Source organism: Shuttleworthella sp. MSX8B, from assembly GCF_000524295.1.
Lineage (GTDB): Bacteria > Bacillota > Clostridia > Lachnospirales > Lachnospiraceae > Shuttleworthia > Shuttleworthia satelles.
Genome location: NZ_JAQT01000012.1, coordinates 29775 through 42956, shown reverse-complemented (window position 1 = coordinate 42956; position 13182 = coordinate 29775). Strand labels below are relative to the sequence as shown.

At 50.0% G+C, this 13182-nt stretch carries 14 protein-coding genes; 3 read left to right on the top strand and 11 right to left on the bottom strand.

Annotated elements, in window-relative coordinates; genetic code table 11:
- Positions 1 to 456: 456 nt before the first annotated feature.
- Both HMPREF1508_RS03125 and HMPREF1508_RS03120 read right to left on the bottom strand, forming a co-directional pair.
- Positions 457 to 1002, bottom strand: coding sequence for a hypothetical protein (locus tag HMPREF1508_RS03125; protein WP_044959325.1), 546 nt, complete (start codon positions 1000 to 1002; stop codon positions 457 to 459).
- Between the two features lie 134 nt (positions 1003 to 1136).
- Positions 1137 to 1364 carry a hypothetical protein gene (locus tag HMPREF1508_RS03120; RefSeq protein WP_044959323.1) on the bottom strand — a complete coding sequence of 76 codons (228 nt, stop codon included), beginning with the start codon at positions 1362 to 1364 and terminating at the stop codon, positions 1137 to 1139.
- A 215-nt stretch (positions 1365 to 1579) separates the two neighbouring features.
- On the opposite strand from HMPREF1508_RS03120, the gene HMPREF1508_RS03115 reads away from it, so the two are divergent.
- On the top strand, positions 1580 to 2476 hold the full coding sequence (locus tag HMPREF1508_RS03115) for a Fic family protein (RefSeq protein WP_044959321.1): 897 nt from the start codon (positions 1580 to 1582) through the stop codon (positions 2474 to 2476).
- 60 nt (positions 2477 to 2536) lie between these two features.
- On the opposite strand, the gene HMPREF1508_RS03110 is transcribed toward HMPREF1508_RS03115, so the two are convergent.
- Together HMPREF1508_RS03110 and HMPREF1508_RS03105 are read right to left on the bottom strand one after the other, a co-directional pair.
- Positions 2537 to 2989, bottom strand: a complete 453-nt coding sequence (locus tag HMPREF1508_RS03110; protein WP_006905827.1) for a threonine/serine exporter family protein — start codon at positions 2987 to 2989, stop codon at positions 2537 to 2539.
- On the bottom strand, positions 2983 to 3762 hold the full coding sequence (locus HMPREF1508_RS03105; protein WP_044959319.1) for a threonine/serine ThrE exporter family protein: 780 nt from the start codon (positions 3760 to 3762) through the stop codon (positions 2983 to 2985). The genes HMPREF1508_RS03110 and HMPREF1508_RS03105 overlap by 7 nt, the downstream gene beginning before the upstream one ends.
- A 273-nt stretch (positions 3763 to 4035) precedes the next feature.
- Here HMPREF1508_RS03105 and HMPREF1508_RS03100 point away from each other — a divergent pair, with 273 nt between their 5' ends.
- On the top strand, positions 4036 to 5577 hold the full coding sequence (locus HMPREF1508_RS03100) for a L,D-transpeptidase family protein (protein ID WP_049906866.1): 1542 nt from the start codon (positions 4036 to 4038) through the stop codon (positions 5575 to 5577).
- 26 nt (positions 5578 to 5603) lie between these two features.
- Here HMPREF1508_RS03100 and HMPREF1508_RS03095 read toward each other — a convergent pair whose 3' ends face one another.
- From HMPREF1508_RS03095 to HMPREF1508_RS03075, 5 genes are read right to left on the bottom strand one after another with little or no spacing between them, the layout of a single operon-like run.
- A complete protein-coding gene (locus tag HMPREF1508_RS03095) occupies positions 5604 to 7055 on the bottom strand; it encodes a sensor histidine kinase (protein WP_044959317.1) in 1452 nt (483 codons plus the stop codon).
- A gap of 13 nt (positions 7056 to 7068) precedes the next feature.
- Entirely contained in the window at positions 7069 to 7761 is a 693-nt protein-coding gene (locus HMPREF1508_RS03090; protein ID WP_044959315.1) for a response regulator transcription factor, read from the bottom strand.
- A gap of 44 nt (positions 7762 to 7805) precedes the next feature.
- Complete coding sequence (locus tag HMPREF1508_RS03085) at positions 7806 to 8594, bottom strand: lantibiotic immunity ABC transporter MutG family permease subunit (RefSeq protein ID WP_044959313.1); 789 nt, start codon at positions 8592 to 8594, stop codon at positions 7806 to 7808.
- The gene (locus tag HMPREF1508_RS03080) at positions 8591 to 9355 is read right to left on the bottom strand and encodes a lantibiotic immunity ABC transporter MutE/EpiE family permease subunit (protein ID WP_044959311.1); all 765 of its coding nucleotides are present in this window, start codon (positions 9353 to 9355) and stop codon (positions 8591 to 8593) included. Before HMPREF1508_RS03080 ends, HMPREF1508_RS03085 begins: the two co-directional genes overlap by 4 nt.
- A complete protein-coding gene (locus HMPREF1508_RS03075; protein ID WP_044959404.1) occupies positions 9352 to 10053 on the bottom strand; it encodes a lantibiotic protection ABC transporter ATP-binding protein in 702 nt (233 codons plus the stop codon). The genes HMPREF1508_RS03080 and HMPREF1508_RS03075 overlap by 4 nt, the downstream gene beginning before the upstream one ends.
- Positions 10054 to 10132: 79 nt before the next feature.
- On the opposite strand from HMPREF1508_RS03075, the gene HMPREF1508_RS10625 reads away from it, so the two are divergent.
- On the top strand, positions 10133 to 10267 hold the full coding sequence (locus tag HMPREF1508_RS10625) for a hypothetical protein (RefSeq protein ID WP_006905836.1): 135 nt from the start codon (positions 10133 to 10135) through the stop codon (positions 10265 to 10267).
- Positions 10268 to 10304: 37 nt separating this feature from the next.
- On the opposite strand, the gene HMPREF1508_RS03070 is transcribed toward HMPREF1508_RS10625, so the two are convergent.
- Together HMPREF1508_RS03070 and HMPREF1508_RS03065 are read right to left on the bottom strand one after the other, a co-directional pair.
- Positions 10305 to 11840 carry a Mur ligase family protein gene (locus tag HMPREF1508_RS03070; RefSeq protein WP_044959309.1) on the bottom strand — a complete coding sequence of 512 codons (1536 nt, stop codon included), beginning with the start codon at positions 11838 to 11840 and terminating at the stop codon, positions 10305 to 10307.
- A gap of 11 nt (positions 11841 to 11851) precedes the next feature.
- The gene (locus HMPREF1508_RS03065) at positions 11852 to 13072 is read right to left on the bottom strand and encodes a carboxylate--amine ligase (RefSeq protein ID WP_044959307.1); all 1221 of its coding nucleotides are present in this window, start codon (positions 13070 to 13072) and stop codon (positions 11852 to 11854) included.
- Between the last annotated feature and the right edge of the window lie 110 nt (positions 13073 to 13182).

Sequence of the window (13182 nt, the reverse complement as noted above, 5' to 3'; positions counted from 1 at the left end):
TCGTTACGAAATGAAAGAATTGAAAAACAGATGTGCCTTACATACGAATTGCGTAAAGAGACAGTTATGTGCAGCAAGAAAATAAGAAGATACAGTACTTTTTCTCTGTACTTTTATCAAAGTATAGTCTTCCCCCTTTCCTTCTTCCATTGGCAGAAGTCACAGGATTTACGGCAAATCTTCTACACGCCCGTCTATATACAAGTTTTCCTGCAAACGCAATCCCATAGAATCCATGCATCCGAATGCATATTTCGTAAGAATACCATTGTCATACGCCCGCAGTCATTCCCATTCTGATTTACACATACATTATTTTTCCCTTTTAGAATTTCGTTTTCTCTATCACTTCCGGATAACCATACTCCCTTAAAACCGCCCTGACCGTCTCCATTTCACACCGAGCGAAAAAGACAGATAAAGGCCGCCCATTCATATGAATGAAGCGGCCAGGAACTAACGCCATATTTCTTTCAGATCCAGTGTTTCCTTTCTGATTATTTCCGGATAGCCAAACTGAGCCAGTACCTCCTCAATGTCTTCTATATTTTCCCCAAAAGGCAGAAATATCGTTTTCTTTTTCGTTTTCTTTTCTCTGAAAATAAGAAAATTTCTGGTCCGATATATTTTTTTAATTTCATCTTTGGTGAGGCTGTATCTATTTTCATGAATTGAGTCCTGTGAGATTTCAACGTGAATTTCTTCTGGGAGCATGCGCTGAACCGCTTTTTTCCACAGCTTCTTTACTATGAAACGTACCAAAAAAAACCACGCATATCGGACAAACACGCAAATAAAAAGCACCTTAAAGATCAATGCAATCCGTAAACCCATAATCAATTTCACTTTATCTAGATCTAGAAAAAAAGGCGCTCCTATCGTAATTATAAAACAGACCCAGATATAAGCCCTCTTTAAAAAGCTCCAATGCGCCCATTGGTCAGGCAAAAGTTCAAAAAGGACTTTCTTGTCACAATCTGTTGGATGAAGTGTATACTGCATTTTGGGACTGATCTCCTATTGCTTAAATTTTCAGAGGTGTTTTCTGCCGGATCATGGAAGGACTTTCTGCACAACAGAGGGTACTATCACCGAAAGCGATACAGGTGTCAAAACACCACTGCCAAATAATGCAACTAATAGCAATGCAAATAGTTCTCTCTTGAGATCTTGATTGAAACCGCTATAATTCCACTTTTGACCGAAACCGCGATCCCTGCAATTTCATTCTCGCAGCTTTCTTCCATCTTTCCTGGGGAATCAAATTTTACATGAATAACCTTTTCTCCATTCGATGTATCTTCTGCTAGAACTTCTATTTCAGTAGACAACTCGATTTTAGCTGACACATCCTCATATTCCAATAGCTGTATTTCCTTAGATCATACCATCTTTAAAATCAAAAATATCCAGCGAACGCGATTTCAAATTTTCGATAAGCACAAAAATATTATGTCTGATTTACCGGATGAGTATAATTTCCGTTATCGGCAAAATCTCAATATTATTCAATTGTTAAATCTTAATATTTTGCCGATAACGTGCTATACTATCCCTGTGTAGAAGGTGAGGGTTCACTATGAAGTATATTTCTGTCGCGGAAGCGGCAAAAAAGTGGGGCGTTTCCGAACGCAGCGTGCGCTGGTACTGTGCCGAAGGAAAAATCGACGATGCATTCCTGACCGGCAAGACATGGAACATACCCGAAACCGCGGGGAAGCCCGACCGCATTAATAAGAAAACCAACACGCCAAAGACACTTCTTGAGGTGCTGAAAGCCGAGAAAGCGGCAAAACTGCACGGCGGTATTTATCATAAAATCCAGATCGATCTGACCTATAACTCCAATCACATTGAGGGCAGTCGCCTCACCCACGATCAGACGCGCTATATCTTCGAGACGAACACCCTCGGCGTATCGGATGGGACGGTCAAAGTTGACGATGTGGTCGAGACCGCCAGCCATTTCAAGTGCATTGATATGGTTATCGACAGCGCAAATCATGTACTGAGCGAGGCGTTCATCAAGCAGCTGCACACCGTTCTGAAAAGCGGAACTTCCGATGCCCGCCTCGATTGGTTTGCCGTCGGAGACTACAAGAAACTGCCCAATGAGGTCGGCGGTATGGATACAACTGCGCCTGAGAATGTCGGTGCTGAGATGAAGAAGCTGCTTGCCGAATATAACTCCATTGAAAATAAGACCTTTGATGATCTGTTGGATTTCCACTATCGCTTTGAGCGCATCCACCCGTTTCAGGACGGGAACGGCAGAGTCGGGCGTCTGCTCCTTTTCAAAGAATGTCTGCGGAACAATATCGTGCCGTTTATCATTGAAGACGACATCAAGATGTTTTACTACCGCGGCTTGAAGGAGTGGCAGAACGAGCGCGGCTACCTGCGTGATACCTGTCTGTCTGCACAGGACAGGTTCAAGAAGTATTTGGACTATTTCCGAGTACCATATAACAAATAAGCGTCTTCAGCACAGAAATCTCCTTGATCTCCTGCAGTTCTCTCTGCAGAGCTCCCCTCTCTAATCCTCCTCCTGGAAAAAGGTTTTTCTATGAATACTCTGTACCGTTGTCCAGCTGACAATACTGCCAATGCTTAAAGCCAGAAGAAGCAGGACACACTGCATTCCCTGTGTCCTTGCCAGGGGCATATTCCCGACCAGGATGGAGGCGATCATATAGTGAAAAAGATCACCTGGAATCAGAGGAATCAGCGCAGGATATGTGAAAAAAGCCACCGGGACATGTTTTGCTTTGGCCAGGATAGACCCATAGAGAGAGGCTACAAAAGAAGCCAGCAAAACCGTAACAAAAGGATTCCCCGTCAAGGCGATCAGAACCAGATAGGCAAGTCTTGTCACAAGTCCCCCCATGCCGGCCAGGATCAGTTTTTCTCTCTCATGAATCTCAAAAGCGACGCCGAATCCAAAAGAGGCCAAAAAAGACAGTATTAGAATAATGATCGAATTTACCATGCCTTCGCTCCTCCCATCAGAATCACTCCCAGAAATGTCCCTGCTGCCAGAGACGCGCTCTCCAGGAACACATTTAAAAGCTGCATGACGCCATTGAACTCATTGCCGCAGATTAGATTGCGAAAGGCATTGATCAGGGGAATTCCCGGAATCATCAAAAGGCTGACCGAAATCAGGGTCCACTGGGTGTCAGACATCAATCCCAGTCTCACTAAAATGAAAGCCAGAACCGTCACAGCGAACATACTGATCACATTGTTGATCATCTGCACCGTCCGAAGCCGGGCAAGTCCCTGATTGATCCAGAAGAGGGCAAAGGATACGACAGCTGTTCCGAGCACATCCGAAAGTCCCCCTCCCAGAATCAGGCAGATACTGCAGATGGCCAGGACCTGACACAGGGCTATGGTCATTTTCTTATACTGCCTTACCTGGCGGCTCTTTCGCAGGCGCCCCCACAGCTCCTGGGGCGCAGGCGTCTGACTACAGATTTCAGAAGAAATCTCATTCAGCACCTTCAGCTTCTCCAGATGAATGCTGATCTCAGGAATATCCATCTGCTTCATATATGTCTTCCCCTGACGATCACTGAAACAGATGCTGACATGCTGATGGGTAATGGCCATGCTCATCCCCTTCAGATGGTAGGCTTCTGCCGTCTTTTCCAGGGCAATTTCCACATGCTCAATGGTCGCCCCGCAGGCCACCATGTCTCTGGCCAGTCTGGTCAGGTAATTTAAGATATCTTCCATCATAGGGCCAATTCCTTTCATCCTCCTGTCCCATTCGCTGTCTTTTCATGGAACGCATTATAGCATAGACACATGCTCTTTCTGCCGGAGTCTCCGCAAATCCGCCGGACCGCTGCCGCTCATTTCATCAGCCCTTTGTCTGCTGGCCTGCCCGGGTTTTACACTTCCAAAAGCAGTCATGCTATAATTGATCTAATGACATCGTCAAAGGGCGCCCGGCAGGGATATTCCACTCTCCCTCAGGGATATAACCTTATGACCTGCCTGTTCCAGTTCGGCCGGGGGGGAGAACACATGAAGCAAGAGCCAAATGAAAAAACAGATCTGACCTTGGTCCCTGCCAAACCACGCGGCAGGCGGGAGGAAACAGAAGGCGCGCCCTCTCTTTCCGCCTCGCAGGATCTCCCTGTCTCCACAAAGAAATCTGTCAGCCGCGGAGCCATCGGTCTGGCAATCGCCCTCCTGCTCCTCCTGGTTTACGGGAGCGGTCTCTTTTTCTTTTGGGGACATTTCCTCCCCCGCTCCAGCGTCGCTGAAATAGATGTCTCCCTGATGAATCTGTCAGCCCTGACTCGCGCCCTGGACAAGGCCGATGGTCAATACAGTCTTTTGATCAGGGATAAGAACAGTCATGACATAACCATAGAGGGAAGCGCCATTGGTCTGACCTATACCGATCAGGACCACGCCCTCCTCGCCAAAAAAGCCCTTCGGGCGCAGAATGCCTTTCTCTGGCCCCTGGGAATTTTCACCGGACACCATTACCCCCTCGCCGTCAGCTATGACGAGCCTATGCTGAAAGCCGCACTCAATCCCATCTTAAGCCAGTCTCAAGAGCCAAGTGACGCCAAAATCATCTTCTCCGGCGACAGCTATACGGTCAGTCAGGGGGACTGGGGAATCAAAGTGGATCAGATTCTCTCCGATGTCAAAGGGGCGATCTCGGATCAAAAGAGCCAGTTGACCCTGCCGGACAGCGACTACACCGCCCCCAGCCGAAGGACAGATGATCCCGCCATCAAGGCGGCCTGCGCCAAAATCGATTCCTATGCCAGGTCCACTGTCAGCTACCGGGTGCAGGGCAAAGAAGCCTCCCTGTCCAAAGCAGATATCTTCTCCATGCTTCAGATTGACGAGAATTTCAATGTCAGCCTCAATCCGGACGGCCTCCGTCAGTTTGTAGACCGCCTGGCCCATGAGCTCAACACCTATGGTTCCAAGCGCCCCTTCCACACCCAGAAGGGGGATGATATTGAGGTCTCCGGCGGCACCTACGGATGGGTCGTGTCCAAGAAGAAGGAAATCGAACAGCTGTCTCAGGAGATCGAGGCGGGGCAGCCGGTGACCCGGGAGCCTAACTGGGAGCAGACAGCGCTTGGCCCCATCGGAGATGATATCGGCAAAACCTACGTGGAACTGGATTACAGCAACCAGCACATGTACTATGTCAAGGATGGGTCTCGCGTCTGGGAAAGCGACATCGTCTCCGGCAATATGTCCAAGGGCAGCGGCTCTCCCGACGGCATTTTCCGTATCATCTACCGCAAATCCCCCGCTGTCTTAAAGGGGGAGAATTACGAGTCTCCCGTCCAGTACTTCACCGTCTGGGCCTCGGACGTCGGCTTCCACGATGCCTCCTGGAAGCATGTCTTCGGAGGAAAGGAATATCTGACCAGGGGATCGCACGGCTGTATCAACCTACCTCTTGAAGCCGCCAAGTGGGTCTATGAAAATATCCCGGACGGCACTCCTGTCGTCTCCTACTACCGTGAGCCGGTCGAACTGACCACTGACAACAACCGCATCTCCAATGCCAGATCCTATGTCAAGAAGTAGGGTTCTTTCGCCAGACCTCTTCCCAGTCAGACATCATCCGAGTCAGAGCAAATCCTCTGGGAGAACCGCACGCAGGCTCCGCCATCTTCTTCGTTTGACAGGTCCAGCTCTCCTCCCATTTGGCTGACAAGCTGTTTTACCGTATAGAGTCCAAGGCCCGAGTGCCCGTCCCCGCTGTGTCTGCCCTCATCTCCCCTGTAAAACCGCTCTGTTGCGTGTTCTAAGTCCCTTCCGGCAAAACCGGATCCCGTATCGGACAGCTGATACCGTATGACTTCCCCATCTGCAAATGCGCGGATACGGATACATCCACCTGCGGGCGTGTAAGATAAACTGTTTGACAGGATATTATCGAAGATACGATCCAGCTTATTTCGGTCGAGTGTATAAGACGCGTGCAGGCTTTTGTCATCGCACAATTGTATCTCAATCCTCTTTTCTTTTGCCTGCAGGCGGTATTCCCTTACTTTCTGTTCAAGGAAACTGTACAGGTTCATTCTGACATATTCTGCCTTACTCCCTGCCTGCTCCGACTCGGAGGCCTCCTTCATCTGCCGGGCCAGACGGGTACATTTCTTCGCGTTTCTCTCAATCACCGACAGGTACCGCCTGGACTGATCCGGATCCATATGTGGATGATCCAGCAGAGATTCCGTATAGGCCAAAATGATAGAGGCGGGCGTTTTTATGTCATGCGCCAGAGCATCAACCATCTCAATACGCTCCTGTTCCATCTTCCACTGCGCAGACAGAGACTTCCGCAATTCCTCCTGCATCTCCGAGAAAGCCTTGCATAGTTGTCCCAACTCATTGTCAGCGTGGTAGTTGATTCGAAAGTCCAGATCTCTTCTCTTGATCTTCTCTGCGGCCTCCTGCAGAAGCTGCAGGGGCTGGTTGATTCTTCTGATAAAGCGTCTGGAAAAGTACATGGTAAACAAGACAATATAGACAATTGGAGAAAAAAAAGCTCCATTTAACAGTACTGACACCCATGAGCCCCTGGAATTGACCGGAAACATTTTCACCTGATAGACAAGAGCAACGGCACCCTGAATCTCCCCATCTTCCCCAAGCAGGGGAACAAGTGACAGATATTTATTTTTCTCCTGATAGATGCTGGTAATATTCAGATGACGAACCAGGTCTCCTCTGGATGAAAGAACCGGATTTGTCTCTGTCCCATACAGAAATTTTCCCTGCCCATCGACAACCTGATAGCGAATTCCCTGATCACCAATCACTCCGCTCAGATCCTCTTCCCTCTCCTTTGACAGCAGATCCGTATTCATCTGCCGCACATACTGCTCAATCGCCGGGATCTGCCTCTCATGATAATTGGCCGGATAGATCCCCCTGTTTTCTTCCAGAAGATACAGAGCAAAAGCGACAGCCAGGGTGAGCAGGGTCGCCGCAATGGATGCTACAGCGATCCAGGTGACCGTCATTCGAAAGCTGACCACAAGTGATTGTTTTCTCATTCTCATCTCTCTTTCAAAGGCGCTCCCAGCGGTAGCCGATCCCCCAGACGGTGGAGATATATTCTTTCTCCGAAGACACTTGCGCAAATTTCTTTCTTATTTTCCGAATATGTTCTACGACCGTATAGGCATCTCCCTCGGCGTCACAGCCCCATACCCTCTCATAGATATGTTCTCTGGAAAAGACCTGACCGGCCCGAAGAGCCAGAAGTTCTACAATTTCATATTCCCGCCTGGACAGGGGGATCTCCGTATCGCCGATTCGAACTCTGTGCTCCAGCAGATCAAGGCTTAAGTCAGCAAAATAGAGTCTGGTACGTTTTTTCTGATGATGATTCTCCTGAGATCTCTGTTCCCTCCGAAGATTTGCCTCAATCCGGGCCAGAAGTTCTCTGAGCCCGAATGGTTTGGATATGAAATCATCTCCTCCCAGTGTCAACGCATGGATTTTATCGCTTTCCGCCTGTTTTGCGCTCAAAAAAAGAATCGGACACAGGATCTGATCCCGGATCGCCCGACAGACTTCAAATCCACTCATATCCGGCATCATGATATCGAGAAGAATCAGATCCGGCTCCTGTCTGGCAAGCGCGATTCCCTCTTCTCCCCGATAGGCAGTCAGGACCCGGTGCCCTCGCGCCTCCAACTCGTTTTTCAGAAGCATAAGCAATTCGACTTCATCGTCAATCAGCAGAATTTTACTCATCTTTCCTCAGCTCCTGCGCGAAAATATCCCACATTCAATATATCCTATTCCTGGGATTTTCTCCCCTCCCAGCTGTTAAACCAGACCATACCTCCTGCGCAAAAAATCACAAGACTGATCAAAAGCACAAGGTTCCCTGTCAAAAACTGCCGTGCGACAGCGCCCGAGGCGATCTCAACCGGAGGCCGATCCATCCCCGCCGTAAATTTCAAATAGGCCCCCGGTAATCCGGCCATACGATAGGGCCACAGCCAGGGCATCAAAATCCAGACCCGGTCAGCGAGTACAGATGTTCCGAGAGCCATAGAGGAAATAAGACCTCCGATTCCTATCCCGATCGAAATCCCCGTCCCCCACACAAAGCTGGCCCACAGATGGATTGCCAGCAGAGGAAGCGCGCCGAACAGACCAAAAATCAGGGCAAGGGCAAAAATAACCCAACCCTTAACGGCATCCGGCGAACCGATCTGCATCGTCAGTTGAAACACAAAAAAGGCCAGAATCGCGCTGACGAAATGAAAGAGAAGCAAAAACAGGTACTTACTGAAATAGAGCTTCTTTCTGTCAATGCTCGTTGTAAGATATCCTGTGAAATTACCGGCAAAGGCCTCCTCCTGCACAAGAGAAGCCGCAAGGATACCGGTCATGATCGGCACCATCAATCCCTCCCAGGAGAAGAAAAAGAGCTGAAAGATCTCTGTCTCGCTCAGCTGCCCCCGCAGTACAATATATCCGGCGACTGCCAGAGAAAAGAGAGGGGGAAGCAAAAAGCCAAGCCAGCGGATCCCTGTTCTTTTTGTTTTGAGCCATTCCGATAACAAAAGTGAAATCATTGACAATCCCTCCGCTGAAAGCAAAATGCACTGATCCCGGCAACCACGAAAGAAGCTCCAAGAGATAAAAGCAGACCCGGCAGGAGTACCGAGGAATCCTGCAAGACATCGGAGGCATCCATCATAACACCGTTCGGGTTTAACTGTAAGATAGGGCACATCATACGTATACTCCAGGCCCAGGGGGACAGATACCAAAAGGGCTTTGCGGCCAGCGCAATTCCCGACACCATCCCTGCAAATCCCATCCCCATACCGGCAAACATGCCCTTCCATGCTGCAATCCACAGCTGGAGCGGGATCAGTGCCAGGGATGTAAACCACGAGAAGAAAACAGCCAGCAGAATTTTGCTCCAGGGAATGGCCCACTTCCCCTCTGTCACTGTGATCAGACCGGAAAAGATCGTCGCGATAAGCAGAACCATTGATGTGACGAGCAAGAAGATCGACATGACAAGGACTTTGTCAATCCACAGGCGCCAGGGTGCATAGGCACGCACGCGCAGGCCGCGATAATTTCCGGCTCTCTTTTCCTGCAGGTCAACCAGATAGGCAAGTAAGGCAATCCCAAAAGGCAAAAAGGCAACCGTCCAGAGATTAAAGACCATGGAGGTCACATTCTCCCATTTTCTCACCACCCCGGCCGGCATAAGCCAAAGACTCGGCAGAGCCTGCAGGACAAAGAAAAGAGGGAGTAACACAAGCAATTTCTCTGTCATTGTTCTCCTGTATTTCAGCAGTTCTGACGACAAGCCCCTCATAACCGCCCTCCCTTTCTTATTCTGTCCATGAAGAAGGTCTCTAAATCTTCTTCATGATCCGGTTCTCCCTGGTAGACAAGCTGACCCCTGTCAATAATTCCAACCTCATCAACAAGCTGTTCCAGTTCAGACAGAATATGGCTGGAAAGAATGACCGTCATTCCCTTCTTCGGGAAACCGGCGATCAATTCTCTGAGCTCTTGAATCCCGATCGGGTCCAATCCATTGGTCGGTTCATCCAATATCAGCAGCGATGGATCATTCAGCAGCGCCATTGCGATGCCCAGTCTCTCTTTCATCCCCATCGAAAATTGCGCAACACGTTTTGACCCCGTGTCCTTTAGGTCAACCGTATTCAATACTTCGTCGATCTTCTCCTTCGGAAGTCCCAGCAGCCTGGTATGCACCAGTAAATTCTCTCTTGCCGTCAAATTAGCGTAAAGAGCCGGTTCCTCAATCAGGGCGCCGATTTTGGCAAGATGTTCACGCCTCCAGTTCTCCCCGTCAAATAGAATCTGACCTTCGGTCGGACGCAGGAGTCCAAGAATCAGTTTCAGGCTTGTGGACTTTCCTGCTCCATTCGGTCCCAGGAGGCCATAGATACTGTTTCTCTTAATTTGCAGGGAAATCCCCCGCACCGCATATTGTCCTCCGAATTTCTTGGTCAGTTCTCTTGTCTCAAGAATATTGTCTCGCATCAACATAGATATTTCCTTCCAGAATCTTCTCGTATTACCATTGACAGCTACGATACATAAGACTTATCAAGAAATAATCATGATTTCTTATTTCCTGCAAAAAGGGGCTCATATCGACCGTTTCTTTTCTCTTTTTCAAGTTCCTTTCCAGATATCCGGCACTGAAAAAGAGACGGCTTTCGCCGCCTCTTTTTCAGATCTCGCCTTCATTTGACAAGACAGATATCACTTCTTCCTCTTTCCTTCAACTCTCAATCTCCGGCAAGTCCTCCGTCATAGTCCGCCAGATACTTCCTGGCACAGTCGGCGTCAGAGGGACCCTTCTCATAGCCATTGGCCCTGCGGACCATGACCTCATGCCCCTTGCCCGCCAAAAGAAGCAGGGTCGGCTCCTTTGCCATATGAATGGCCGTTCGGATAGCCTCCTTTCGATCGGGGATAATCTCATAGGGGGTGCCGAAGGGTTTGATATAGGAGGCAATCTCTTCGGCAATCCGGGCCGGATCCTCCCTGCCCGGATCGTCTTCCGTCAGATAGATATAGTCGGCATTGGCCGCCGCCACCTCTCCCAGGTCTCTTCTCCGGTTGATCGCCTTGCCTCCGGAAGCCCCGAATAGAGCCACAATCCGGCGGCCCGGGAATTCCTCTTTCGCTGCCGCGAAGAGCTTCTCAAAAGAGAGGCGGTTGTGAGCATAGTCGATAATGGTCACGATCTTGCCATCGGCACTGGTATACTCCTCCATGCGTCCCGGCACCCGGGCCCTCTTCAGGCCCTCCTTCACGCAGTCGTATGGGATGCCATAATGCTCTGCCACAGCAATCGCCGCCAGGGCATTGGAGACGTTGAAAAAACCAGGTATTCCTAGGATATACTCTCTCTCCTGCCCGAGGACACGCGCCTTAAAATGGGTCTCCCTTCCCTGCTTCTTCATCCCATAACCGTAGACATCAGCCCTCTCGTCGGTCTCTGAAAAAGTAATCACTTTCCGCGCCTTCTGAGCCGCTTCAAGCATTTCCTCGGAGTGATCGACACCCAGGTGAACGACGGCTGTCCTGCACTGGCTGAAGATCCTGAGTTTGGAGGCGAAGTAGTCTTCCCAAGTCGGATGCTCGATGGGGGAAATATGGTCATAGCCGATATTCAAAAATGCCGCCACATCGAACTGCACATCCAAAACCCGATCGTACTTGAGAGCCTGGGAGGATACCTCCATGGTCACATAGTCAAGACCCGCTTCCCTGGCGTTGGCAAAATGTTCCTCCAGTTCAATGGGCTCTGGGGTCGTCATGCGGGAGGGACGACTTTCCTTTCCGTCTTCCGTCAGGATCGTAGATATCAGCCCAGAGGGCCTGCCGCCCCGGCTCTTCTCATAAACGTCGAAAATAGCCTTGAGGAAGAAGGCCGTCGTGGATTTGCCCTTGGTTCCCGTGATGCCGACCAGACGGAAGGCCTCCCAGGGTCTGTCATAGCAGAAGCTGGCGCTGTGGGCCATGGCAGCGCGAATATCGCTGACCCCAATCCATGGCAGGTCGACCCCTTCATAGGGCTTCTCGCTCAGATAGAAGGCGGCCCCTCTCTCTTTGGCCATCCGCAGAAAGTCCGCCCGAAATCCGGCTCCCTTGCAGATAAAGAGTGTGCCCGGAATGACTTTTCTGGAGTCACAGGAGACCAGGGTGATTTCCCTCTGCAGGCTCTCTCCCAGGCGTTCGCCAAGCGTTTCCTCGGTCTGACTCAGCAGACCGTGGCCCGCAAGCATTTGCAAATAATCGGCTAACAAGTGTTTCATGGCATCTCTTCTTACTTCTGCTTCTCATAGTAGCTGGCGAACTTCTTCACATGGCTGCGCAGATTATGCCATACCCAGAGCTTATGATACCAGTTCTTCTCATCGGGTGAGATCAGGGAGTTACTCACATGCCCCTCCTTCTCCATCCGCTTCATAAAAGCGTGGTATTTAGAAGGAACATAGTCATAGGAAACCTTCCGCGGAACCACTCTCCACAGGCTCTCCTTCTGACAGATCTCAAAACCGGTATCAATCCCCTCGATCAGATCACTGACCCAGTACTTTGCTACATTATAGCCAGCTGCAGTCACATAGTAGTTGGAGCGTCCCTGACGGCAATTGATCTCAAAAACCTTATACTTGCCGTCCCTCTCATCGTACTTAATGTCAAAATTCGAGAAACCGGTGTAGTGGATCTCCTCCAGGAAATATCGGATCTTCTCACAGAGCGTCCGGGACTGCCCATCCAGCTTCTCTGTGATGACAACAGCGTGGTTGCCTCTTCCGTGGGGGGTATGCTCTTCCAGAAGCGTGTGACCCAGGCACATCATCTTGACCCTGCCCTTCTTGTCGGAGTAACAGGTGAGTACCCGCATATAGGAATCATCGCCGGGAATCATATCCTGGATCACCATGGTGTCCGGATAACCGGCTGCGTAGCAGCGGTCTAAGACATCCAAAAGAGCCTCGCGATCCTTTAAGACGAAAACCTTGTCATTGCCCTGAAAAGGATGCCGCCAATAGAGAGCGGAAGAAGAAGGTTTGCAGATATAGGGAGGCTTGAAGGGAAGCTCAAAATCATGCCCCATCTCCTTGCGATAGATGAAAGTCCCGGGATGATCTATGTCATACTTGTCCGCCAGCTCGTAGAAGTGCTCCTTGCGGATCAACTCTCCCATCAGCTTGCTGTCAATATAAGGAACAATAACGTTGTCCGGGTACTTGTCCCGATTGTCCGTCACCAGAAAGACATAGTCATCGGAACAGCCGATGGGCATGACCTTACCATCCCTGTGCTCCGCGGCGAAATCGCAGATCAGCCTGACCAGAGTCTCGGCCTTCTCCGCGTTCGCGTTGACCCGATAATCAATCAGACTGGACCGATAGGCGGGCCCTGACGGGAACTTGCCGTAGCAGGTCACCCTGATCCGATACTGCTCCCAGAAAGCCCTGGCGACAGAGTAGACATTGATATCTCCTCCGAAGAGGAGGGGGTAGAGTTTTTCTTTCATGCAAATCACCTGTTTACGCCGGGCAGACATCCTGCGTCGGCATCCTGAATCCTTATGGAAGTTCCATTGACCCCACGGGTCCTACTCTACAACTTCCAACTGATAAAGCC

Bases quoted from the DNA above. Each gene is read 5' to 3' on its own strand.
- HMPREF1508_RS03065 (WP_044959307.1), bottom strand. From the start codon at position 13,072: ATGAAAGAAAAACTCTACCCCCTCCTCTTCGGAGGAGATATCAATGTC.
- HMPREF1508_RS03110 (WP_006905827.1), bottom strand. From the start codon at position 2,989: ATGGTAAATTCGATCATTATTCTAATACTGTCTTTTTTGGCCTCTTTT.
- HMPREF1508_RS03070 (WP_044959309.1), bottom strand. From the start codon at position 11,840: ATGAAACACTTGTTAGCCGATTATTTGCAAATGCTTGCGGGCCACGGT.
- HMPREF1508_RS03075 (WP_044959404.1), bottom strand. From the start codon at position 10,053: ATGCGAGACAATATTCTTGAGACAAGAGAACTGACCAAGAAATTCGGA.
- HMPREF1508_RS03125 (WP_044959325.1), bottom strand. From the start codon at position 1,002: ATGCAGTATACACTTCATCCAACAGATTGTGACAAGAAAGTCCTTTTT.
- HMPREF1508_RS03105 (WP_044959319.1), bottom strand. From the start codon at position 3,762: ATGAAAGGAATTGGCCCTATGATGGAAGATATCTTAAATTACCTGACC.
- HMPREF1508_RS03095 (WP_044959317.1), bottom strand. From the start codon at position 7,055: ATGAGAAAACAATCACTTGTGGTCAGCTTTCGAATGACGGTCACCTGG.
- HMPREF1508_RS03100 (WP_049906866.1), top strand. From the start codon at position 4,036: ATGAAGCAAGAGCCAAATGAAAAAACAGATCTGACCTTGGTCCCTGCC.
- HMPREF1508_RS03090 (WP_044959315.1), bottom strand. From the start codon at position 7,761: ATGAGTAAAATTCTGCTGATTGACGATGAAGTCGAATTGCTTATGCTT.
- HMPREF1508_RS03085 (WP_044959313.1), bottom strand. From the start codon at position 8,594: ATGATTTCACTTTTGTTATCGGAATGGCTCAAAACAAAAAGAACAGGG.
- HMPREF1508_RS03080 (WP_044959311.1), bottom strand. From the start codon at position 9,355: ATGAGGGGCTTGTCGTCAGAACTGCTGAAATACAGGAGAACAATGACA.
- HMPREF1508_RS03115 (WP_044959321.1), top strand. From the start codon at position 1,580: ATGAAGTATATTTCTGTCGCGGAAGCGGCAAAAAAGTGGGGCGTTTCC.
- HMPREF1508_RS10625 (WP_006905836.1), top strand. From the start codon at position 10,133: ATGATTTCTTATTTCCTGCAAAAAGGGGCTCATATCGACCGTTTCTTT.